Consider the following 23,035-nt stretch of genomic DNA (forward strand, 5'->3'; position numbering starts at 1 on the left):
ACTTAACAGTGGTAAATGATTTAATAGGTAATTTAGCAAATCCTTTTTTTTACTCTTTTACTTAACAGTGATAAATAATTTAATTAACATAAAAACGGGCTTCTTTAGCCTATTACTTAACACCGATAAATAATTTAATACCGATTTATGAAACAGAATTGGAACGCATTATTATTTGAATTTTTGCATCAATTTACTTAACGACGTTAGAAAATTTAATAGACTTAAAATGAATCTAGAGCATACCAGAAATAAAAATTTTAAAAACGAGAATGTCCAACAAATTAAAACCAATATGAAAATGAAAAATGTAATTATAACCAGCTTTATTCTTGCACTTGTACTAAGCAGTTGTGCAGATAAATCACAAGCTCCTGCTCCACCACCACCTCCTGTTTTACCTGTTGCAGCTATAACAAGCGAGAATACAACCACTGATAATGAATATCCGGCTTCGATACAAGGAACTGTAGATGTTGAGATTCGTCCACAGGTAAGCGGAAACCTTGACCGTGTTTTGGTAGATGAAGGAGCTTATGTAAGCAAAGGCCAGACTTTATTCAAAATAAACGAACGTCCTTTCCGCGAGCAGTTAAACAATGCTTTGGCCAGTCTTCATGCTGCTGAAGCTGCTTTAATTAACTCACAATTAGAAGTTGATAAATTAACTCCTTTAGTACAAAACAAAGTGGTTTCTGATTATCAGTTAAAAACGGCTAAAGCTTCTCAAAAAATTGCTGCTGCTAATATCGAGCAGGCAAAAGCGATAGTGGCTTCTGCAAAAATCAATTTAGGATATACCAATGTTACTGCTCCGGTAAGTGGCTACATCGGAAGATTGCCTAAAAAACAAGGAAGTTTAGTTTCTGCTTCAGATATTGAACCTTTAACTACACTTTCAGACGTTCATGAAGTTTTTGCTTATTTCTCTTTGGGAGAAACAGATTTCATCAACTTCAAATCACAATATGCAGGAAACAGCATTGGGGACAAAATCAAAAAATTACCTCCGGTTTCATTAATATTAGCTGATAACAACGCTTATCCGCAAACGGGAAAAATTGACATGGTAGACGGTCAGTTTGATAAAACTACAGGTGCTATTACGTTGAGAGCAACTTTTCCAAATGCAAACGGAACTTTACGTTCCGGAAACACAGGAAGAATCCGTTTGGGATTACAGCATGACGATGCCATTCTGGTTCCGCAATCGGCTACGATTGAAATGCAGGATAAAGTATTTGTCTTTACAGTAAGCAAAGACAACAAGGTTACCAAAATGCCAATTACAGTAGTTGGAAAAAGCGGTACAAACTATCTTATTAAAGATGGTGTAAAATCAGGCGACCAAATCGTATTAAGTGGTATTGACAAACTTCAGGAAGGACAAGTGATCCAGCCTGAGAAAGCTACTAAGGTTGCTCAAATAACTAACAAAAAATAATTTTTACGAAAATGTTCAAAATATTTATACAAAGACCCGTACTGGCAACCGTAATCTCCATCTTACTGGTGATTCTGGGAGTACTTGGACTTACGAAATTGCCTTTACAACAGTTTCCTGATATTGCGCCACCATCGGTTTTGGTAACGGCGGTATATCCCGGAGCTAACGCAGAAACGGTTTTACGTTCTGTGGCACCATCTCTGGAAGAATCTATAAATGGTGTTGAGAATATGACTTATATGAGTTCAACTGCCAGTAATGATGGTACGTTAGCTATTACTGTTTTCTTTAAATTAGGTACAGATGCCGATCAGGCTGCTGTAAACGTTCAGAACAGGGTTGCTCAGGCAACAAGCCAGTTGCCTGCAGAGGTTGTTCAGCAAGGTGTAATTACGGCAAAACAACAAAACAGTTTTATCATGGCAATCGGTATGTATACCGAAGATGAGTCTAAATACGATCAGACATTTGTTGCCAATTATGCACAAATCAATATTATTCCGGAGATTAAACGTATTCCGGGTGTAGGTTCTGCCGCTATTTTTGGTGGTGTAAAAGATTACTCTATGCGTGTTTGGCTGAATCCAACACAAATGTCAACTTATAATGTTACGCCAAACGAAGTTATGGCAGCAATTCAGGACAAAAGTCTGGAAGCTGCTCCGGGTAAATTTGGTGAAAGAAGTAAAGAGGTTTTCGAATATGTAATTAAATACAAAGGAAAACTAACCAAACCGGAAGATTACCAAAATATTGCGATTCGTTCTAATGCTGATGGTTCTATCCTTCGCTTGAAAGATGTGGCAAGAGTTGAATTGGGTGCTTACTCTTACAACAGTTTAACGCGTCTGAATGGTAAAAAAGGAATTGTAATCGGAGTTATTCAGTTAGCGGGTTCTAACTCAAATGATATTCAGATTGCGATCAATAAAATGATGGAAAAAGCTTCAAAAGATTTTCCAAATGGCATTAAACATAACATTTTCTATAGTACAAAAGTATCTTTAGATCAATCTATTGAGCAAGTAGAACATACCTTACTGGAAGCCTTTATCCTGGTATTTATCGTGGTATTTATCTTTTTACAGGATTTCAGATCAACATTAATCCCGGCTATTGCTGTACCTGTAGCAATTTTAGGAACGTTCTTCTTCATGCAGTTATTCGGATTCTCGATCAATCTTCTTACGCTTTTCGCATTAATTCTGGCGATTGGTATTGTGGTTGATGACGCAATTGTAGTCGTCGAGGCCGTGCATGCGAAAATGGAGCACAAACATCTGTCTCCAAAAGTCGCCACGCATGAAGCAATGCACGAAATAACGGGTGCTATTATCTCGATTACGCTGGTAATGGCTGCTGTATTCCTGCCGGTTGGTTTTATGGAAGGCTCAACAGGAGTTTTCTATCGTCAGTTTGCTTTCACAATGGCAATTGCAATTGTTATTTCGGCTGTAAATGCTTTGACTTTAAGCCCTGCCCTTGCCGCTTTATTCTTAAAAGATAATCACGGCGCACACGATGGTGAAACTCCATATGTAAAACAAGGTTTTAAACAAAAGTTCTTTAACGGATTTAATAACAGTTTTGAGAATTTGACCAACCGTTATGTTGGCGGATTAAAATTCTTAATCCGTAACAAATGGGTTAGTTTAGGAGGTTTGGCTTTAATTGCTTTCGCAACGGTTGTAATGGTAAAAACAACTCCGGCTGGATTTATCCCAACAGAAGATCAAGGGTTTATTGCAATTGCAGTTAACACTCCATCTGGAACATCTTTAGACGGAACTCAAAAAGTAATGACTGAAGCAGAAAATACTTTAAGAGGTTTAAGTTCATCACGATTTGTAACTGCAATTTCAGGTTTCAACTTATTGACGAATTCTACAAGTCCATCATCTGCAGTTGTTTTCGTATTGCTTAAACCAAACGAAGAGCGTGGAGACGTTAAAAATATTGACGAAATTATGAATGAAGTCCGCGGAAAATTAGGTGCGATTTCAGGAGGAAGTTTCTTCGTATTTAGTTTCCCAACTGTTCCCGGATTTAGTAACGTTGAGGCTTTAGATTTGGTTCTTCAGGATAAAACCGGAGGCAAACTGGATAAATTTAGCGGAATTTCTCAAAACTTTATTGGTGAAGTAATGAAACGTCCGGAAATTGCTGTAGCCTTTACCAGTTTCAAAGCCGATTATCCTCAATTGCAATTGGATATTAATGATGAAAAAGCAGATCAGTTAGGTGTTAAAGTAAAAGATATTTTGCAAACGATGCAGGCTTATTTTGGTAGTGCACAAGCTTCTGACTTTAACCGATTTGGTAAATATTACCGAGTTGTAGTTCAGGCAGATATTGCTGACAGGGCAGATCCTACTGCTATTGACCGTGTGTTTGTAAAAAACAAAGATGGCGAAATGGTTCCGTTAAATACTTTAGTAAAACTAAGTCGTATTTATGGTTCAGAAACCGCTTCGAGATACAACTTGTTTAATTCGATTTCGATTAATGCGATTCCGAAACCTGGATTTAGTTCCGGAGATGCCATTAAAGCAATTGAAGAAGTGGCAGCGCAACAATTACCTGCAGGATATAGTTATGAATGGTCAGGACAAACTCGTGAAGAAATTTCTTCCGGAGGTCAATCGGCAACTATTTTCTTACTGTGTTTGGTATTCATCTATTTCTTACTTGCTGCACAGTACGAAAGTTACATCTTGCCTCTTGCTGTAATCTTATCTATCCCTGCAGGTATATTTGGAGTTTTCGTAGCCATTGGATTAACTGGTATCGAAAACAACATTTATGTACAGGTTGCCTTAGTAATGCTTATTGGATTGCTGGCCAAAAATGCGATTCTTATTGTAGAGTTCGCAGTACAAAAAAGACGATCTGGTCAGGCGTTGGTAAAAGCTTCTATTGAAGCTGCAAAATTACGTTTGCGTCCTATTATCATGACGTCACTGGCTTTCGTTGTTGGATTGATTCCGATGATGAGTGCCAAAGGTCCATCGGCTCAGGGTAATCACTCTATTAGTATTGGTGCCGCCGGAGGAATGGTTTCGGGAGTAATTCTTGGGTTAATGATTATCCCGGTTTTATTTATCGTATTCCAACATTTACAAGAAAAAGTTTCCGGAAAACCGGTAGCTGTAATTCATAACGAAGAAAAATAAATGGAAAACTATATAACGACAATTCTGATGACAATCATCGGAACCCTAGCATACATATCGTATAAAGTTTCGAAAGACCTCGAAGCTAAAAAAGATAAATGTCCAGAAATTTAATTACGACAAAGTAAAATGAAAAATTATATAACCAAAATCGTGATGATTGCCATTTTGATCGTCACATTCATATCCTGTAAAGTTTCTAAGGATATTGAAACTCCAAAAGATGCATTTCCTGAAAATTTCAGGAGTGCATCGGTTTCATCCGACACCACTAGTATCGGAGATGTGGAGTGGAAAAAATTCTTTACAGAACAGGATATTGTCAAATTAATTGATAGTGCTGTAACACGTAATAACGATTTACAAATTGCACAGAAAAACATCGAGATTGCGCAATACAGATTTACACAATCAAAATGGGGAAATGTGCCGCAGGTAAATTTATTTGTAAATGCAAGCACCAGCAATCCGTCTGACAATAGTTTTACAGGATTAAATCTAAGTCAGGCGATTGGTGCCAAACATATTGACGATTATTCTGCAGGCGCTTCACTTTCGTGGGAAGCAGACATATGGGGAAAAATCAGAAATCAGAAAAAAGGTGCTTACGCCAGTTATCTTCAGTCATCAGAAGTAAAAAAAGCATTGCAGACTACTATTGTGGCAAATGTTTCTAAAGGTTATTACAATCTTCTAATGCTTGATGCACAATTGGAAATCGCTAAGAAAAATGTTCAGTTAAATGACAGTACAACCAATATCATCAAATTAAAATATGATGCAGGACAGGTTACTTCATTAGCCGTACAACAATCTGAAGCACAAAAATTAACTGCCGCTCAATTGGTTCCTTTATTAGAACAAAATATTGCGATTCAGGAAAATGCATTGAGTGTTTTAACAGGATCTTTTCCGGGTGCGAAAGAAAGAAATACACTTTTGACCAGTATTACGATTGAAAACAATACTAAAATCGGAATTCCTTCTTCTGTAGTAAGCAGAAGACCTGATGTAAAAAGTGCTGAATTGGCTTTGAAAGCTGCCAATGCCAATGTTGGAATCACAAAAGCAGATTTATACCCTGCTTTAAGAATCACAGCTCAGGGCGGATTAAACTCTTTTGAAACAAGTAACTGGTTTAATATTCCGGCTTCTTTATTTGGAACTGTAGCCGGTGGTCTGACTCAGCCAATATTCAATAATAAAAAAGTAAGAACGCAATATAATATTGCTGTAGCAGAAAGAGAAAAAGCAGTTTTAAACTTCAGACAACAGGTTTTGGTTGCTGTAAGCGAAGTAGCTGATGCTATGGTTAAAGTAGAAAAATTGCAACAACAGCAAACGCTGCTGCAGGAACGTGTAAAAACATTGCAAACTGCTATCAGAAATGCCAATTTATTATTTAAAAATGGTATGGCTGAATATCTTGAAGTAATTACTGCACAATCAAATTTGTTACAAAGCGAATTGGAGCTTGCCGACATAAAAAGACAACAGTTATCTGCTAATACCGATTTATATCGCGCATTGGGCGGGGGTTGGAGATAATACCCGTTTTTTTAATTATTTATTTCTGAAAGCGCTGTGAGACTTTTGTTTCATGGCGTTTTTTGTTGATAATCTACAAATAAATTTGTAAGATTATTATTTCTTATTTTTAAAAATCGCTATATTTGTAAAAAATTAATTACAAATATAAAAATGAAACATTTATTAACGCTACTTTTTCTACTAACAACATTATTTCAGGGCTATTCTCAACAAAAAGGCAAAAAAAAGCCAATATCTAAAGCTAAAACTACAGCTGTTCAGGAAGCACCAATGGCAGCACCAACTATTGAAAAAATAATACCCGATACTTTGCAAATAAAAAAAGGTAAAAAATATATTTTCTTAGTCGATGTAAACGAATATTCTTCACTGGGAAATACTGTGTATGCAGGCAATGATGACAATTCTGAAAAAACAGAACTCAAACGTAATTTCCCAAAAGAAAACCTTGAAATCATAAATATTACCAAATATACATATGTCCTTTTCGAAAACAAACAGACATTAGATATTACGGGACAAGGCCAATCTTTTCAGGCATTTGCTTACTGGAGTGGAAAATTGGATGACAAAGTACAGGTTAAGGAAGGCACAAGAATGGCAACTGAATTTGTAGCAGAACAATTGAAATCGAAAAAAGAATCTTCATACGTTGTTAATACCAAAAAGTATAGAAAAGAAGTTGCTTCATTGCAAGGCAAAAACAAAATTACTTCCAAATCCAAAGAAGTTATAAAAGTGTTGTTGAGCGAGCACTCTCTTCCTATTCCTGATATTAAATTAGATGATGAAGCCATTTTTAAGCAGGGAACAGCAAAATTAAAAACACTGGATTCTTATTTCCTTAAAAAGAAAGGTATCCGAATTCCTTTAAAAAGTGTTTCTTTTAATAACGAAGGACTTCCCACAGCCATAACATACTACGATGATGAAGGAAAAAACAGAAGTAAAAAAGAGTTCATCTACAAAGATGGCGTGCTCACAAAAATCATTAAAGAAGATCAGACTACCTCTTCTATTAACTATGATGATAACAAAGTAATATTTACCGCGAATATTGGCGATGCCAATGAAACAACAGTATATTGGCTTGAAAATGGTAAACTGCTACAAAAATCATATACCCTTATGGCAGATGACAAGTTTTCTTATATGAATACTTTTACAGAAGAAAAATATGAAAACAATTGTATCTCGTATTATATCAATAATGTAGTGTGGTCAAATAACTGTGGAGGTACAGAAAACAAGTTTCCGTTTATTCATACCTACACCTCCTATCAGGATAAAGAAGTCCTACAATACAGAAAATCCAAAATAGAGAAAAAAGACAACAGAACCTTTGAAAAATATTATTCCGCGGCAGAACGCGCCGATCAAAATGATGATTACAAATTGTTTGGAACCATTCATTTAGATGACTTTAATTTAGTAGACTCTTACAGTTTCACAAAAGATAATGAAGCCAAAACCATTAAGGTAGATTACACCTGTTACGAATAACACATTCAGATAAAAATTTAAAAACGCTGTGGGACTTTTAGTTTCATGGCGTTTTCTTTTAGGAGCTGTTTCCTGCTATCCGTTACAATATTTTGTGCCGAACCCCGGCACAAAATGATTTTCACTACTATCAGGGCTATGGCATTAGTTTTATAACGAAGTTTGCTTTTTATATATTTACACATGGAAATTGACTAATTTATTATCATAAAATATGAAAAAACTTTCTGTCCTTATATTACTTTTCACTTTTAATTTTTGCTTGTCCCAATTTGCCATTATAAATGATAAAGATGGATTTGTTAATGTTAGAAGTTCCGCAGAAAAAGCGAATAATATATTAGATAAATTAGAAAACAGCTTTGTTGTTTACTGTTTTGACCCCAAAGTAAACTGGATAAATATTGATTATATAAAAAACGGAAAATACCTAAACGGATATATTTACAAAGACAGAATAAAATACATAACAGATTTCAAAAAAATTGCTTTAAAATCAGTTAGGAACGGTATTGCAAAATTAGAAAATCATTCAATAATATTAGAAATTAGTGAAACTGATTTTGTAAAAACAAAACATCAATTAAAATTTCACAACAATAATTTAACCCAATTAAATACTATTGACAATTTACATTTTTTTGGCACAGACGGAGATATTCCTAAAAGAGAATACAAATCAATCAAAGTAGTAATAAACAATGTACTATTAGAGTTACCAAATAGTGCGCTCAAAAATCTTTATGAACCTAATTTATTTAATTCAAAGGCAAATTATGATGAAGCAAATGATATTTTATATATTCATTCTTCAAATAGTGACGGAGCTGGAGGATATGAAATAATATGGATTATTGAAAAAAAGAAATTCAAATCTAGAATTGAAGCATATGGTTTCTAATCATAATAAGCACCTCCAAGCGTTAAAATCAAAATTCAAAAGTTACTCCCCTATTTCCGAAAAATCCTGGAAATTTATTGAGGAAATCGCAGAATTCCAGACTTTAAAAAAAGGTCAAACACTTTTGCAAAACGGCGAAATCGCTAAAAACCTTCATTTTATAGCAAAAGGAATTCTGAGAGCATTCATTACAGACCAACAGGGAAATTTCTACAACAAAAATCTCTTTTTCGAAAATTCATTCGCAGGTTCTAAAGTTTCATTAATGCTACAAACCCCTTCAGATTTTACAATTGAAGCTTTGGAAGACTGTATTTTAGTCAACATCAATTATAAAAAATATATGAGGCTGATTAGTGAAAATGACGATCTCAAAAATTTCTATATCGCTCATATGGAAAAAAACTGGATCATAGAAAAAGAGCAAAGAGAAGTCGCACTCGTTATGCAAAATGCTACCGAAAGGTATGTTAAGCTTCTGGAAAAACATCCTGACATTGCTCACCGTATTCCGCTATTACATATTGCATCGCATTTGGGAATCACACCCACTCAATTAAGCCGAATCAGGAAAATTTTGGAAAAAGATCTATAAATCAACATATGTAAAGGTTTTCCTGAAAAGCTAAATTTATCTTTGACCTATTATTTAAATTCATCCTCTCAAAATGAAAAATATAAACCTCATCAAAGATAATATTGACAATCTAACCGGCTTCTGGAAAACTGTAGGCATTACTTTTCTCTCCTGTCATAAAAAAAATGCTTACGAATATTGCAAAATCAATAACTCAGGCTGGCCTGATAAATTGTGGTTTAGAGAAGATCTCACCGCTGAAACTCTTCCGGAAATTATTAAAACAGTAGAAAATAATCCGGGATTGGTGATTCCGTATTGGGATATTTTTGATAGTAATTCTAATCAGCTTCTGGAACAAAACGGGTTTGAAATCAAAACAGAACAGGTTGGGATGTTTTTAAAATTGGATCAGAAATTTATACTTCAAGGCAATTTGAAATTCACAAGAGTTTTAAACAAGGAAGATGCAAAAGCTTGGTCTGATGTCTATCCGAATGCTTTTGGTTATATAATCAGTGAGGAAATCCTGATTCAGGATTATGAAAAAACTTCTTTTTACTTAGTTTTCTTCCAGCAAAAACCAATTGGAACCTTCATGCTTTTCGAAACCGAAAATAACATCGGAATTCATGGCGTAGCTGTAATTCCTGAAATGCGAAGAAAAGGTTTTGCTGAAGAAATCATGAAATTTGCACTTAACCTGGCAATAGATTCCAATCTTGAATATGCGCATCTTCAGGCATCAGTAATGGGAAAAGACATTTACACCCGATTGGGTTTTGAGGATTTGTTTGTGATTAGAAATTATATTTTGAAAAGCGAGTGAATGGGAAACAGGTAATACGGATTCGCTAAGCAAAAAAACGCGATAAAAAACGGATTTTTTGTCATTTCGACGAGAGTAGAAATCACTGAGGGAGAGCAACGCACTGCTGTCGAGTTACTAGTGTGATTTCTCGTTTCGTCGAAATGACATTCTTTGTCTAAAATTTCACGCAGATGATACAGATTTAAGCACATCTATTGTCTTTCTTCTTTCTTCTAAAAAATAAAAAAATCATCAATATGTCTTAAATGACCCTAAAATAGGCAGAAATACGTATTTCATTAAAAAAATAACAATGGTAGATTTGTCTGAATAATTAACTAATAACTATTTTAAAACAAACCTATGAAAAAAGCAAAAATTATCTTTTGGACCACCACCATTCTTATTTTTCTGTTTGAAGGTGTTATGCCTGCACTGACCTCACAAACTGAACTGGCTAAAGAAGGAATCAGACATTTGGGATATCCTGAATATTTCGGAAATGCATTAGTCGTTTTCAAAATTTTGGGCGTATTGGCATTAGTAATTCCGAAAGTACCAAATCGTATTAAGGAGTGGGCTTATGCCGGTTTTGCTTTCGACTTTATATTCGCATCAATAAGTCATTTTGCAGTTGACGGAGTTGATTTTCAGGGCTTCTTTCCTTTAATCGTTTTGGCTATTTTAATGACTTCTTATATCTATCACCATAAAATAGAACATTATAAAAACAATTCCATATAATTAATATTGTGATGATAGAGGTTTTTAAAACAAATGTTCAGGAAGCAGCGCATTCAGAGATGATTGTAGGGAGGCTTCTTGAGCATTTCCCAAACAGCGTCATCAGTTTTGATTTGGAAGACTGCGATAAAATTCTGCGAATTCATGCCGCAGTAATTTCAAATCACAAAATAATTGAAGTTTTAAATTCACATGGTTTTCATTGTGAAGTACTTCCATAAATAGTTATTTCACTGATTAACAAAACAATAAAATAAAAAATCGTATTTTTAAGATTCAACTTTTAAAATATCAAAAATGAATATACCTGCACAACATCAGACTATAATGCCTTATTTGATTTTACAGGGCGCATCAAAATTCATCGATTTTACAAAAAAAGTTTTTGGCGCTACTGAAACCAATACAAAATCTCTTCGCGAAGACGGAACTATTATGCATACCGAAATTACACTGAATGGCAGCACGATAATGGTAACTGATGAAACTACAGACTGGGCAAAACAAACCGCTAACTTGTTTGTATATGTCCATAATACAGATGAAACCTATAAAAAAGCAATAGAAAACGGTGCAGTTTCTTTAATGGGATTAAGCAATCAGGATTACGGAAGAACCTGCGGAGTGACAGATCCTTTTGGAAATGTCTGGTGGATCACTTCTGTAAATAACTCACATTTAAATTGAAATTATGACAACTGAACTTCAAGCCAATATTGTCGGGACATTTAAAAAATTAAATGAAATTGTTTTAAAGTTTTCTGAAACCGGGTTTAATACTATACCCTCCCAAGGTCGGTGGACGGCCGGACAAACTGCTCAGCATATCATTCTTGCCTGTTCCGGTTTCCCTAAACTATTTAAAGGAAGAACCGAAAAAACTACCAGAAAACCTGATGAATACATTAAACAACTTAAAAGTATTTTTCTTGATTTTAATACCAAAATGGATTCTCCTGAGTTTTTAAAGCCTGAAATTACTGATTACAATAAAAACTCTTTAACGCTGAAGCTGCTTACTATTGAGTCTGATTTATTACTGGCAGCCGAAACTTATGATGTAACTCTCACATGCCTGGATTTTGAGCTTCCGGGTTTTGAAAAATTCACAATTTTAGAATGGATAAATTTTGCACTTATCCATACGCAAAGACATACAAAACAGTTGAATGATATTTATCGTTATACAAACAATCTTTAAACAGATAAAGGTTGATAATCCTGAATTAAATCTAAAAATGCTCGCTCTGTATGTGAGAAATATTGTTCGTTGCTGCGGCATTTTTTTATCTTTTCAAAATATTCTTTAATAGTTCCCTCTTCATACGTGGAAATTAATAAAGGATGTACATAATAATTTTTACAAACATTTCGGGTATTTCCTAAAGCTTCTGCGGTAATATCAAAAGCGGTTAAAATGTTTTTTTTGATTTCTTTTTCGTCCTCTGTACTTCCTAATTCCATTAAAGCCTCAAAGAAAATAACCGATGCAGACCATGTCCTGAAATCTTTGGCACTGAAATATTCACCCGAAATTTCATGAAGGTATACATTGACCATATGACTGTCCAGAATTTTCCGCTCTCCATTTTCATCATAATATTTAAAAACTTCCCAACCCGGAATTTCCTCGCATTTACTGACTAATTTAATCAGCTTTTTATTTCTGATCGTAATGGTATGCTGTATGCCTTTTTTTCCGGTAAATTCAAATTTTATAGCATCTTTATTAATGTTAATGTGTCTTTTTCGCAAGGTAGAAAGTCCGTAAGATTTATTGTCTTTGGCATATTTTTCATTACCTATCCTGATGTGGGTTTCTTCCATTAGACGAATTACCAGTGCTACCACTTTATTTTTTGACCATCCTTTTTCCTCTAAATCAGCATCTACCTGTTTTCTTATCGAAGGCAATTTTCTTCCAAAATCGGCTATTTTGTAAAATTTGGTCTGATTCCGAATTAAATTCCATTTTGGATGGTATCGGTATTGTTTTCTGTTTTTCTGGTCTAATCCAACCGCCTGAAGATGTCCGTTCGATAATTCAGAAATCCTGACATTTTCCCATGCAGGCGGAAGCACAAGACTATGTATGCGTTTTAGTTCGTTTTTTTGTTTAATACATCTTCCATTTTTTTTATAAACAAAAGCATCTCCTTCCTTGCATCTTTCTATTGGCATCGATTTATCACTAACATAAACCAGATCCAGCTTTTCTATAGCCAATTGAGGTTGTGTAATTAAAAGTTTCATCAATCTTTCCTGAGATTTTACTTTTGTATTCATATTACTTCTATAATAAAGGGGTGCTGTTTTTCAAGTATACTCAAAATTCAAACTATTGATTTACAGTTTTTTAAACTAAACACAAAAATCATCAAATAAAAAATACAGTATTAATCCTATTGATTTTTTTTTTAACTTTAAAACACTTCCTCAAATCATATTTCCTTATATAATTCCCACATATAACCTTTTGAGTTAACTTTTTAACCGATTGGATTAAACGCAGCTTTGCTTCTGAAATAATTTTATACAAAATAAATTAAGTAAAAAAATCTGGTCACAAAAACATGTTTTGAAACCTTAATATATTTCTTATCCATATAAACCGAAAATGATTTATTAAACGAAATAAAAATGATCCCAATGAAAACGCTACAAACTATTAAATCGAAAATTATTTTTATGTCCACTTATCCGCCAACTCAATGTGGTATTGCCACTTATACGCAAGATACCATCAAAGGGATTATGGATGTTTACGGAAATTCCATAAGCTGTGAAATTTGTGATCTGGTAAAATCTCCAAAAGAAAATCCAACTCAGGCTTTTACCTTAAATACAAGCGATAAAGATGATTATGCAAGGGTTGCCGAAGAAATCAATAACGATGATTTGGTTAAACTAGTGCATATTCAGCATGAATTTGGCTTATTTTCCGGTAACTACGGAGACTATTTATTAGAGTTTTTGAATGTAATAAAAAAGCCGGTAACCTTTACTTTTCACAGTGTTATCCAAAATCCAAATAAAGAATTAAAAACTTTTGTAAAACTATTGCTTTCATACAGTAATTCAGCTTTTGTAATGACAAATCAATCTCAGGAAATCCTTGTGAAAGATTATGACATTCCACAAGAAATGATTACCTGCGTTTCACACGGAACCCATGTTGTTATTTACGAAACTCCTGCACAGGCAAAACAAAAATTTAATATTGAGAATAAAAAAGTACTTTCAACTTTCGGGCTTTTAGGCGAAGGAAAAAATATTGAGACGGGTTTACAGGCTTTGTCTAAAATTGTAGAAAAAGAACCCAATGTTCTTTATCTGATCATTGGCAGAACACATCCAAATTTAATTGTTGATGGTGTCGATGCATATCGTGATAAATTAGAAGCGCTTGTTGACGAATTAAATTTGCGTGACAACGTTCGTTTTATTAATCAATATTTAGACACAAACGAACTTTTGGATTACCTGAAGGCAACAGATATTTATCTGTTTACATCAAAAGATCCAAATCAGGCTGTCAGCGGCACTTTTGCCTACGCAATGAGTTGTGCATGTCCGCTTGTTGCATCAAAAATTCCTCATACAGTAGAAGTTTTAACTTCAGATTGCGGTGTTTTAGTTGATATTGGAAATGTAGATCAATTTGCTGAAGCTGCCCTAAAATTGCTTTCTGATGATGATTTAAGAGAAGAAATGGGTAAAAATGCTTTCCGTAAAATGAGAGCATCGTCCTGGGAAAACGTAGGTATTACTCATATGAATACTTATAAAGATCTAATTGAAAGCGATACTGCAATTGACTTTGATTATCCTGAAATTCAATTGTCACACGTTAAAAAATTAACTACAGAATTAGGAATGATTCAATTTAGCAACATTTCTATTCCGGATTTATCTACCGGTTATACTTTAGATGATAATGCGAGGGCTTTGGTAGCTGTTGGAATGCATTATAAATTAACCGGAGACAAGGATGATTTGCCTTATATGTTGATTTATCTTGATTTTATTCATCGTTGTCAAAAACCGGACGGAAGTTTCATTAATTATGTTGACGAACATAACAGAGAACATATTGAGCAAAATGCAGAGGTAAATCTGGAAGACTCAAATGCCAGGGGTATCTGGGCTTTAGGAAGTGTAATTGCGATGAAAGATATTTTGCCTGAGAATATTGTTCATACAGCTTCAGAATGTTTTCTAAAAAGTCTCCCATGGGCAGAAACAATTCAATCACCCCGTTCAATCGGATTTGCTACAAAAGGCTTGTACTTGTATAATTCTGTACTTCCAAACTTATATGTATCGGCAATTATCAATAAGCTAAATGCCAAATTAGTTTCGAATTACGAAATTCATGCCACCAAAGACTGGAAATGGTTCGAGAATTATTTAACCTATGGAAATGGCATTCTTCCGGAATCTATGCTGTATGCTTATTTAGTAACCAACAAACCGATTTACAAAAAAATTGCATTAGAATCTCTTGATTTTCTTCTTTCAAAAATGTTTACTAAAAATGGCTTTAAGGTAATTTCTAATAATGGATGGTGTCATAAAGGTCAGGATGCTAAGGAATACGGGGAACAGCCAATAGATGTTTCATACATTATTCAAACTTTGAATAGCTTTTACAATGCATTCAAAAATCCATTATATAAAGAGCATATGAAAACAGCTTTTAACTGGTTCTTAGGTAAAAATCATTTAAATCAGATTATGTACAATCCTGTTAGTGGCGGTGGTTATGATGGTCTTGAAAAAGAAAATATAAACCTGAATCAGGGAGCAGAATCAACAGTTTGCTATCTGACGGCCAGATTAATCATGGAAAATTTTAAAGATGCAGAATGTAAGGTAATCGACCTTATTAAAACAAAAGCAGATCTGATCATAAATTCTTAAAGTGCTTACATATCTCACCCAATCCCTTTTTAACGAAAGGGATTTTTTTTGATTTGCATTTACCTCAAACGTCAATCTTTTATAAATAGTATGCGAATGAAAATTATATAAGGTTGAAAAAAAGTTGTGTAAAGAATTTTAACAAGTATAGAATTAACTTTAAACTATAATTAAAAAAGAGACTTAAACTGTTAAAAAACTGACTTTCAGCCTATAATCAACTAATACTTAAACATTTTGATACTCACCTTAAAAAATACATTCGAAGATATCGGAAATGCAACTGTATTTGCAACTCGGTTTTTTAAAGAGGTCTTTATACCTCCTTACGAAACCAGACAATTTCTGAAACAATGCTATATTATTGGCTATAAATCATTACCATTGGTAGCTATCACCGGTTTTATTATGGGTTTGGTCCTCACTTTACAGTCAAGACCTACTTTAGTGAAATTTGGTGCTGAATCATGGCTGCCGGGAATGGTCGCACTTTCATTAATTCGCGAAATTGCTCCGGTAATTACCGCTTTGATCTGCGCGGGAAAAATATCCTCCGGAATCGGTGCCGAACTTGGATCGATGAAAGTGACTGAACAAATTGATGCCATGGAGGTTTCCGCTGTTAATCCTTATAATTATTTGGTGGTAACACGAATTTTAGCGACGACTCTAATGGTCCCGCTTCTTGTAATTTTTGCTGATGCTATCGGAATCCTCGGCGGTTATTTTGGCATTAATATTCATGGAGATGTTAGCTTTTACAGATATATAACCAAAATTTTACAGTCACTGGAATTCCTGGATTTAATTCCGGCCACTATAAAAACTTTTTTCTTCGGTTTTTTTATTGGCATGATTGGATGTTATAAAGGATTTAATGCTTCTAATGGAACCGAAAGTGTCGGAAAAGCTGCAAATTCTGCAGTTGTAACAGCATCTCTTACCATTTTTATTATTGACATGCTGGCCGTACAGATAACCGATTTATTTTTTTAAGATGATTAAAGAAAAAGAAAATACAGAACCTGCAGCCGAAGCTGATAAAAAAGCGGTGATAATAGAAATCAAAGATTTACATAAAACTTTTGGTAAAGATAATCACGTTTTAAAAGGTGTAAATTTTACTGTCAATAAAGGCGAAGATTTAGTGGTTTTAGGTCGATCCGGTTCAGGTAAATCGGTGACTATAAAATGCATTGTCGGATTAATAACTCCTGATAAAGGCGAAATAAATGTTTTTGATCAAAATGTATTAGACCTTAATAAAAACGAACTCAATGAAATGAGATCCAGAATCGGATTTTTGTTTCAAAGTGGTGCTTTGTATGACTCCATGTCTGTAAGAGAAAATCTGGCTTTTACCCTAAGAAAACACAAACGTGATTTAAATGCTGATGAAATTGAGAAAGAAGTATTGGAAGCATTAGAGAGTGTAGGGCTGAGTGAAGCTATTGATAAAATGCCATCAGAACTATCGGGAGGAATGCGTAAAAGAATTGGTCTGGCACGCACACTAATTTTAAAACCTGAAATTATTTTATATGATGAACCTACTACCGGATTAGATACGATTACATCAAGAGAAATCAGCGAATTAATATTAGATATTAAACATACCCGTAAAACGACCGCAATCATTATTACGCATGATATGGCGTGTGCAAAACTAACCGCTGACCGTATTATCGTTTTAAAAGAAGGAAAAATTCAGGCAGAAGGAACATACGAAGAATTAGAAAAAAGTGAAGACGAATGGGTACGCTCATTCTTTGAGTAAAAAAATAAAATCAAAAACAAAAATCATGGATAAGCAATCTGGATATACTTGGAAATTAGGAATGTTTGTAACAATAGGTTTACTGCTTTTTATATTGGCAGTTTACTTTATCGGAAAACAAAAAAATCTTTTTGGCTCTACATTCCGCATTACATCAAGCTTTAAAACCGTAAGCGGATTAGAGATTGGTAACAATGTCCGTTTTTCAGGAATTAACATTGGTACTATAGATGAAATTCAATTAGTTAATGATTCTACAGTAGTCGTAGGAATGGTTATTAAGGATGATGTCCGTGAATTTATTAAAACAGATGCCAAAGCCAGTATTGGTTCTGATGGTTTAATGGGCGATAAAGTCCTGACTATCACACCGGGTGCGAAATCTCAAAAAGCAGTTGAAAATAATGCTCAAATTGCCTCACTAAGCGGGATTGAAATGAATGACATTATGAAAACGGTCAAAAAAAGCATGGATAATGTAAGTGTGATTTCAGAAGAACTGGCCATTTTCAGCCATAGTATGAACAATGGAAATGGCGCTTTGGCTAAGCTAATGCGTGATCCGGGCATGGCAAATACGATGGATAAAACACTTAGCAATCTGGAAAAAGGAACAAAAGGCTTCAGCGAAAATATGGAAGCGGCTAAAAGTAATTTTCTTTTAAGAGGTTACTTTAAGAAAAAAGAAAAAGAGAAAGAAGAGAAAATAGAAGAAGCCAAGGAAAAAAAGGAAGAACAGCAGGAAAAGGCTAAAAAAGAAAAAGAGGAAAAATTAAAAGAGGAAAAGAAAAAAGCTGAAGAGGAAGCTAAAAAAGCAGAAGAAACTAAAAAAGACAAAAAATAATGATTCTGATTCGACGCCTTTAAAATCACAATTAATAATTTTCATCTGGCAGGTTGAAATAAAAATATTTTTATATGCACAGTAAATTCAAACATATAAGCCTTAAAATTGCCAAAATTTCAGGAATAGTAATAGCATCAATTTTGCTGTTACTTTTTTTGATTCCGTTACTTTTTCCTGGAACTGTTGCGGCTGAAGTCAAAAAAATTGCCAATGAAAGATTAGACAGTAAAATGGAATTTTCTAAATCCAGATTTTCGTTTTTTACACACTTTCCTTCGCTCACGGTTTCTTTAGATGATTTATCCCTCACAGGTTCTGCTCCTTTTAAAAATGATACTTTATTAAAAGCAGAACAGGTTGCTTTTGGAATTAATATTAAAAGATTACTATTCGATAATGAAGTAAAAATTAATAAATTATATGTTTCTAAAGCTGATATAAACATAATGGTCAACCAAAAAGGAGAAGCCAATTATAATATTTATATCGCTCCCAAAGATGTTAAAAAGGACACCAGTGCTTCTGAAGAAGGAACAGCAATTCGTCTGGAACGTATTGATTTTGAAGACTGCCATGTCAAATATAACGACCGATCGGCCAAAATTTTAGTTGATGCAAAAGGATTCAATTATGTTGGTAAAGGAAACTTAAGCGAAGATATTTTCGATTTGAACACGGATGCCAAAATAGACAATATCGACTTTTACTATGGTAAAACAGGCTATCTTAGAAAAAAAGAATTACGTGCTGATTTAATTACCAGAATCAACACAAATGCCCTTTCGTTTATTCTTCAAAAAAATGAATTAAAAATTAATCAACTGCCTTTAAAATTCACTGGTTTGTTTACCATTTTAAGAGACGGATACAAAATCAATATCAAGGCTGCATCAGAGAATACAACAGTAAAAGATCTATTGTCTGTAATGCCTCCGGAATATTTAACATGGCTTGAAGAAACCGAAATCTCAGGCAAAAGTGATTTGCTTTTTACTTTTAAAGGAAATTACAATGTCGCCAAAAAGCAAAAACCGGATCTGGCGATTAATTTGAAAATTAACGAAGGTGCAATCAATTACCAGAATGCTCCTGCTCCCTTAAACGATTTTCAAATGAATCTGAATGCTATTATGCCTTCACTCGATATTGAAAAACTTTTAGTAAACTTAAAAACTTTCAAATTTAAAGTTGGAGAAAAAGATTATTTCAATGCCTACTTACGAAGCAAAGGTTTTACCGAAATGGATGTTGATGCAAGTGTAAAAGGAGCATTAGACCTCGCTACTCTTGATGCCGCATTAGGATTGTACAGCCTCGATTTAAAAGGAACACTGAGAACTGATATTCAGGCAAAAGGAACATTTAGTACTTCAAAAAAATTATTTCCAAAAACAAGAGGCGGAATTGCATTACACAATGGCTGGCTAAAAACGGATTCTTATCCAAACCCTATTACCGATATCACTTTTGTAGCCAATGTCCTTAACAAGGCTGGTACATACAAAGATTTAATCGTAGGTGTTGCTCCTGCTTCTTTTGTATTTGAAGGAAATCCGGTATATGTAAACGCAGCACTTTCGGATTTTAGCGATCTGGCATACAACGCCAAAGTAAAAGGTGAACTGAATGTTGGGAATATTTACAAAGTATTTTCAAGAAAAGGAATGGATATTTCGGGTTATGCCAAGGCCGATCTTTCACTTCAGGGAAAACAAAGTTATGCTGCCACCGGACAATATGATAAACTCAATAATAAAGGTACTATTGTATTAAAAAATATCAAGGCAACATCAGAGCTTTTTCCAAAGGCATTTTTTATCAAACAGGGGAACTTCAGGTTTCAGAACGAAAAAATGTGGTTTGAGAAATTTTACGCCTATTATGGAAAATCTGATTTTGACATTAACGGATATCTGCTCAATACCATCAATTATTTTCTGGAATCACGTGGGACCCTAAGCGGTAATTTCAATATGAAATCCAAACTGATTAATGTGGATGAATTTATGGCTTTGGAAAAAGGTGAAAACACAGACCGGAACTTAGAAGTGGAGTATGCCAGGGAAGACAATCCTAAAATGAGCGGAGTAGTTATTGTACCCGGAAACTTAGATGTAAGCTTAACAGCAAATGCAGATAAAGTTGAATATAACGGTCTTGTTTTTAATAAACTTAACGGAAAAATAGGTGTTTCAAAAGGAAACTTTTATTTAGAAAATACTGTGTTTAATATTATTGATTGTGCATTAATTGTGGATGCTTCCTACAAAGATGAATCGCCTACTTCGGCTCGTTTTGATGCACACTTTCGTGCAAAAGATTTCAGTGTACAAAGAGCCTATAAAGAAATTCCGATGTTTCACGACATGGTTACTGCTGCCGAAAAAGCACATGGAATCATCTCTGTAGATTACAAAATAAAAGGCGATCTGGATGGGAATATGAGTCCGATTTATGAATCATTCGAAGGAGGCGGAACCCTGAATCTGCGTGATGTAAAAATTAAAGGTCTTAAATTATTTGACGGAATAAGCTCTAAAACAGGACAAGATGGTCTGAATAATCCGGACATGGAAGGTATCGAAATCAAATCTGAAATTGACAATAATCTGATTCATATTGATCCGTTTACTTTCAGTGTTGCCAGTTTTAAACCTACTGTAAAAGGAACTACCAGTTTTAACGGATTACTGGATTTAAGAATGCGGTTAGGACTTCCTCCTTTCGGTATTCTTGGGTTTCCAATTACCATTACAGGTACTCATGAAAATCCAAAAATAAAAATATTCAGCAAAACCGGAAAAGAAATACTTGATGCTGTTTACAACGAAAAAAGCAATACCGTAGTTAAGAAAGAAAAAGTGAAGACCAAATAATTTAAATAGACTGAATGTTTAAAAAAGCTTCAACTATTGACAAATCAAACATAAAAACCATTGTTCAAAAACTAAAACATGAAATTACGTTCAACAGAAAGTTTCTGGCCCCTAAAACACGCGATGGACGTCAGTTACCCATCAATAGAATCTGATATTGAAACCGAAATTTTAATCATTGGAGGCGGAATTACCGGAGCTCTAATCGCTTATGAGCTGATCAACGAAGGAAAAAAAGTAGTATTAGTTGACCGCCGTGATGTTTGTAACGGAAGCACCGCAGCGAGTACCGCCCTGCTGCAATATGAAATTGATGTTCCGCTACACGAACTGATAAAATTGAGAGGCGAAAAATGTGCTGTGGATAGCTATTTCAATGGAAAAAAGGCCATTTTTGATTTACGTAAAATTATTGACGATATTAATAGCAACTGCCATTTTGAATTTAAAAAAAGCATCTATTTCTGCTCGCTAAAAAAAGATATTCCGTTTTTAAAAAATGAATTTAATGCCCGAAAAGAGCACGGCTTTGATGTAAATTGGCTGGAAAGATGGGATCTGGAGAAATTTGGATTAAATGCCATTGCTGCAATTGAATCTAAAACGGCTGCAGTAATGGACCCCTTTAGACTTGCGCACGATTTATTGCTTTATTGCACAAAAAACGGAATGCAGATTTTTGATCGTACCAATATTGTTTCGACTGAAAATCAAAAAGGAAAACGAATCGCCCGAACAGAAAATAAATATAAAATTACTGCAGATCATATTATACATTGCAGTGGTTATGAAAGTACTGAAACTTTAAAGGAAAAAGTAGTCGACCTTAAAAGCACCTACGTTATTGCCTCTGAAAGCATTCCTGATTTATCAAACACTTTTAAAAACGCTATTTTTTGGGACACCTCTAAGCCTTATCTGTATTTCAGGTCGACTCCTGACAACCGAATTATAATGGGTGGTGGTGATGAAGATTTTAAAGATCCTGTAAAACGCGATAAATTCTTGCCGCGAAAGGAGCAGTTTCTTCTATATAAATTTCAAAAAAAGTTTCCCAAACTCAATTTTAAAATAGATTATTCCTGGGCGGGTACTTTTGGCGAAACCAAAGATGGTCTTCCTTATTTTGGAAAACCAAATCCCGATATAAACGAACACTACGTTTTGGGATTTGGCGGTAACGGAATCACCTTCAGCGTAATAGGAATGAATTCGATTATGGATTCTATTGAAAACAAAGAACATCCTGATTTAGAATATTATAAATTTGGAAGGTAAATTTCTAATTCGTTAAAACTTAATTTCCTCCATATTGTATAATCAAAATGCCATCTGATTATTTATTCCAAAAAATAAATATCTTTGAGAAGATAATACCGAAGTAAACATTCGCTTATACATCCAAATTTGGGTAGATTGGCGAATGTTTATTTTACGTATATAAACAAGTTAGCGGTTATGTTGAAAGAACGAAAAGGAAAAGATGAAATATTATAGATTACATATTGACTGCAAAAATAATTTTGAAACTTATTCAAAAATAACTGAAATTCTTGGAGTTAAGCCAACGGAATTTGATACGGAAAAAAAAGACGAAAATTTATATAGTTTATGGACTTATACTTTTGATGAAGATGACCTCGAAATGCCGTATTATGATTTCATAAATAATTTCTTAGATATAATTGAACCAAAATTTGCTAAACTCAAAAAAATAGGGATTAAGAAAAAGCATATTACATTCTGGCTAAACTATGAATATGACCAACAATGTGGAATGGAATTTAATCCTAAAGAAATGAAACGGTTAGGCAAAAGTGGAATCACAATGTGTATAGATTGTTGGCAAAAAAACGCAACAGTTGAATTCTAAAAGTGAATAAAAACACAACCGCTAAGAGCCGT

General features: G+C 34.1%; 19 protein-coding genes. 18 read left to right on the plus strand and 1 reads right to left on the minus strand.

The features are described 5' to 3' along the window. The first annotated feature begins 295 nt into the window (after positions 1–295). The 11 genes from DMB68_RS18655 (at position 296) to DMB68_RS18705 (ending at position 11,908) form a co-directional block, all read left to right on the plus strand. Positions 296–1,444, plus strand: a complete 1,149-nt coding sequence (locus DMB68_RS18655) for an efflux RND transporter periplasmic adaptor subunit (protein ID WP_394335924.1) — start codon at positions 296–298, stop codon at positions 1,442–1,444. Positions 1,445–1,455: 11 nt separating this feature from the next. Further along, a complete protein-coding gene (locus tag DMB68_RS18660) occupies positions 1,456–4,620 on the plus strand; it encodes an efflux RND transporter permease subunit (protein ID WP_110348152.1) in 3,165 nt (1,054 codons plus the stop codon). Between the two features lie 129 nt (positions 4,621–4,749). After that, a complete protein-coding gene (locus DMB68_RS18665; protein WP_110348153.1) occupies positions 4,750–6,168 on the plus strand; it encodes a TolC family protein in 1,419 nt (472 codons plus the stop codon). 153 nt (positions 6,169–6,321) lie between these two features. Beyond that, complete coding sequence (locus DMB68_RS18670; protein WP_110348154.1) at positions 6,322–7,674, plus strand: hypothetical protein; 1,353 nt, start codon at positions 6,322–6,324, stop codon at positions 7,672–7,674. A gap of 214 nt (positions 7,675–7,888) precedes the next feature. Next, positions 7,889–8,575 carry a hypothetical protein gene (locus tag DMB68_RS18675; RefSeq protein ID WP_110348155.1) on the plus strand — a complete coding sequence of 229 codons (687 nt, stop codon included), beginning with the start codon at positions 7,889–7,891 and terminating at the stop codon, positions 8,573–8,575. Beyond that, positions 8,565–9,170, plus strand: a complete 606-nt coding sequence (locus DMB68_RS18680) for a Crp/Fnr family transcriptional regulator (protein WP_110348156.1) — start codon at positions 8,565–8,567, stop codon at positions 9,168–9,170. Before DMB68_RS18675 ends, DMB68_RS18680 begins: the two co-directional genes overlap by 11 nt. A gap of 73 nt (positions 9,171–9,243) precedes the next feature. Further along, positions 9,244–9,981, plus strand: a complete 738-nt coding sequence (locus DMB68_RS18685) for a GNAT family N-acetyltransferase (RefSeq protein ID WP_110348157.1) — start codon at positions 9,244–9,246, stop codon at positions 9,979–9,981. A 345-nt stretch (positions 9,982–10,326) separates the two neighbouring features. Further along, positions 10,327–10,707, plus strand: coding sequence for a DoxX family protein (locus DMB68_RS18690; protein WP_110348158.1), 381 nt, complete (start codon positions 10,327–10,329; stop codon positions 10,705–10,707). A gap of 11 nt (positions 10,708–10,718) precedes the next feature. Continuing rightward, on the plus strand, positions 10,719–10,928 hold the full coding sequence (locus tag DMB68_RS18695) for a hypothetical protein (RefSeq protein ID WP_110348159.1): 210 nt from the start codon (positions 10,719–10,721) through the stop codon (positions 10,926–10,928). A gap of 76 nt (positions 10,929–11,004) precedes the next feature. After that, positions 11,005–11,394 carry a VOC family protein gene (locus tag DMB68_RS18700; RefSeq protein ID WP_110348160.1) on the plus strand — a complete coding sequence of 130 codons (390 nt, stop codon included), beginning with the start codon at positions 11,005–11,007 and terminating at the stop codon, positions 11,392–11,394. Between the two features lie 4 nt (positions 11,395–11,398). Beyond that, on the plus strand, positions 11,399–11,908 hold the full coding sequence (locus DMB68_RS18705) for a DinB family protein (RefSeq protein ID WP_110348161.1): 510 nt from the start codon (positions 11,399–11,401) through the stop codon (positions 11,906–11,908). On the opposite strand, the gene DMB68_RS18710 is transcribed toward DMB68_RS18705, so the two are convergent. Then, on the minus strand, positions 11,905–12,993 hold the full coding sequence (locus tag DMB68_RS18710) for a DNA topoisomerase IB (protein WP_110348162.1): 1,089 nt from the start codon (positions 12,991–12,993) through the stop codon (positions 11,905–11,907). The genes DMB68_RS18705 and DMB68_RS18710 overlap by 4 nt on opposite strands. A gap of 363 nt (positions 12,994–13,356) precedes the next feature. Here DMB68_RS18710 and DMB68_RS18715 point away from each other — a divergent pair, with 363 nt between their 5' ends. From DMB68_RS18715 to DMB68_RS18745, 7 genes are all read left to right on the plus strand, one after another. After that, positions 13,357–15,630 carry a glycosyltransferase gene (locus DMB68_RS18715; protein WP_110348163.1) on the plus strand — a complete coding sequence of 758 codons (2,274 nt, stop codon included), beginning with the start codon at positions 13,357–13,359 and terminating at the stop codon, positions 15,628–15,630. 237 nt (positions 15,631–15,867) lie between these two features. Beyond that, entirely contained in the window at positions 15,868–16,626 is a 759-nt protein-coding gene (locus DMB68_RS18720; RefSeq protein ID WP_110348164.1) for an MlaE family ABC transporter permease, read from the plus strand. Between the two features lies 1 nt (position 16,627). After that, positions 16,628–17,407 carry an ABC transporter ATP-binding protein gene (locus DMB68_RS18725; RefSeq protein ID WP_110348165.1) on the plus strand — a complete coding sequence of 260 codons (780 nt, stop codon included), beginning with the start codon at positions 16,628–16,630 and terminating at the stop codon, positions 17,405–17,407. Between the two features lie 25 nt (positions 17,408–17,432). Next, complete coding sequence (locus tag DMB68_RS18730; RefSeq protein ID WP_110348166.1) at positions 17,433–18,251, plus strand: MlaD family protein; 819 nt, start codon at positions 17,433–17,435, stop codon at positions 18,249–18,251. Between the two features lie 74 nt (positions 18,252–18,325). Further along, positions 18,326–21,130, plus strand: a complete 2,805-nt coding sequence (locus DMB68_RS18735) for an AsmA family protein (protein WP_110348167.1) — start codon at positions 18,326–18,328, stop codon at positions 21,128–21,130. 78 nt (positions 21,131–21,208) lie between these two features. Further along, on the plus strand, positions 21,209–22,408 hold the full coding sequence (locus DMB68_RS18740; RefSeq protein WP_110348168.1) for an NAD(P)/FAD-dependent oxidoreductase: 1,200 nt from the start codon (positions 21,209–21,211) through the stop codon (positions 22,406–22,408). Between the two features lie 205 nt (positions 22,409–22,613). Further along, positions 22,614–23,003 (plus strand): hypothetical protein, encoded by a 390-nt coding sequence (locus tag DMB68_RS18745; RefSeq protein WP_110348169.1) that lies wholly within the window; start codon positions 22,614–22,616, stop codon positions 23,001–23,003. The last annotated feature ends 32 nt before the right edge of the window (positions 23,004–23,035 follow it).

Source organism: Flavobacterium hydrophilum, from assembly GCF_003202405.1.
Lineage (GTDB): Bacteria > Bacteroidota > Bacteroidia > Flavobacteriales > Flavobacteriaceae > Flavobacterium > Flavobacterium hydrophilum.

Coding starts and splice junctions, on each gene's coding strand:
- DMB68_RS18660 (WP_110348152.1), top strand. CDS start 1,456: ATGTTCAAAATATTTATACAAAGACCCGTACTGGCAACCGTAATCTCC.
- DMB68_RS18740 (WP_110348168.1), top strand. CDS start 21,209: ATGAAATTACGTTCAACAGAAAGTTTCTGGCCCCTAAAACACGCGATG.
- DMB68_RS18675 (WP_110348155.1), top strand. CDS start 7,889: ATGAAAAAACTTTCTGTCCTTATATTACTTTTCACTTTTAATTTTTGC.
- DMB68_RS18670 (WP_110348154.1), top strand. CDS start 6,322: ATGAAACATTTATTAACGCTACTTTTTCTACTAACAACATTATTTCAG.
- DMB68_RS18725 (WP_110348165.1), top strand. CDS start 16,628: ATGATTAAAGAAAAAGAAAATACAGAACCTGCAGCCGAAGCTGATAAA.
- DMB68_RS18700 (WP_110348160.1), top strand. CDS start 11,005: ATGAATATACCTGCACAACATCAGACTATAATGCCTTATTTGATTTTA.
- DMB68_RS18685 (WP_110348157.1), top strand. CDS start 9,244: ATGAAAAATATAAACCTCATCAAAGATAATATTGACAATCTAACCGGC.
- DMB68_RS18695 (WP_110348159.1), top strand. CDS start 10,719: ATGATAGAGGTTTTTAAAACAAATGTTCAGGAAGCAGCGCATTCAGAG.
- DMB68_RS18735 (WP_110348167.1), top strand. CDS start 18,326: ATGCACAGTAAATTCAAACATATAAGCCTTAAAATTGCCAAAATTTCA.
- DMB68_RS18730 (WP_110348166.1), top strand. CDS start 17,433: ATGGATAAGCAATCTGGATATACTTGGAAATTAGGAATGTTTGTAACA.
- DMB68_RS18745 (WP_110348169.1), top strand. CDS start 22,614: ATGAAATATTATAGATTACATATTGACTGCAAAAATAATTTTGAAACT.
- DMB68_RS18710 (WP_110348162.1), bottom strand. CDS start 12,993: ATGAATACAAAAGTAAAATCTCAGGAAAGATTGATGAAACTTTTAATT.
- DMB68_RS18680 (WP_110348156.1), top strand. CDS start 8,565: ATGGTTTCTAATCATAATAAGCACCTCCAAGCGTTAAAATCAAAATTC.
- DMB68_RS18715 (WP_110348163.1), top strand. CDS start 13,357: ATGAAAACGCTACAAACTATTAAATCGAAAATTATTTTTATGTCCACT.
- DMB68_RS18690 (WP_110348158.1), top strand. CDS start 10,327: ATGAAAAAAGCAAAAATTATCTTTTGGACCACCACCATTCTTATTTTT.
- DMB68_RS18705 (WP_110348161.1), top strand. CDS start 11,399: ATGACAACTGAACTTCAAGCCAATATTGTCGGGACATTTAAAAAATTA.
- DMB68_RS18665 (WP_110348153.1), top strand. CDS start 4,750: ATGAAAAATTATATAACCAAAATCGTGATGATTGCCATTTTGATCGTC.
- DMB68_RS18655 (WP_394335924.1), top strand. CDS start 296: ATGAAAATGAAAAATGTAATTATAACCAGCTTTATTCTTGCACTTGTA.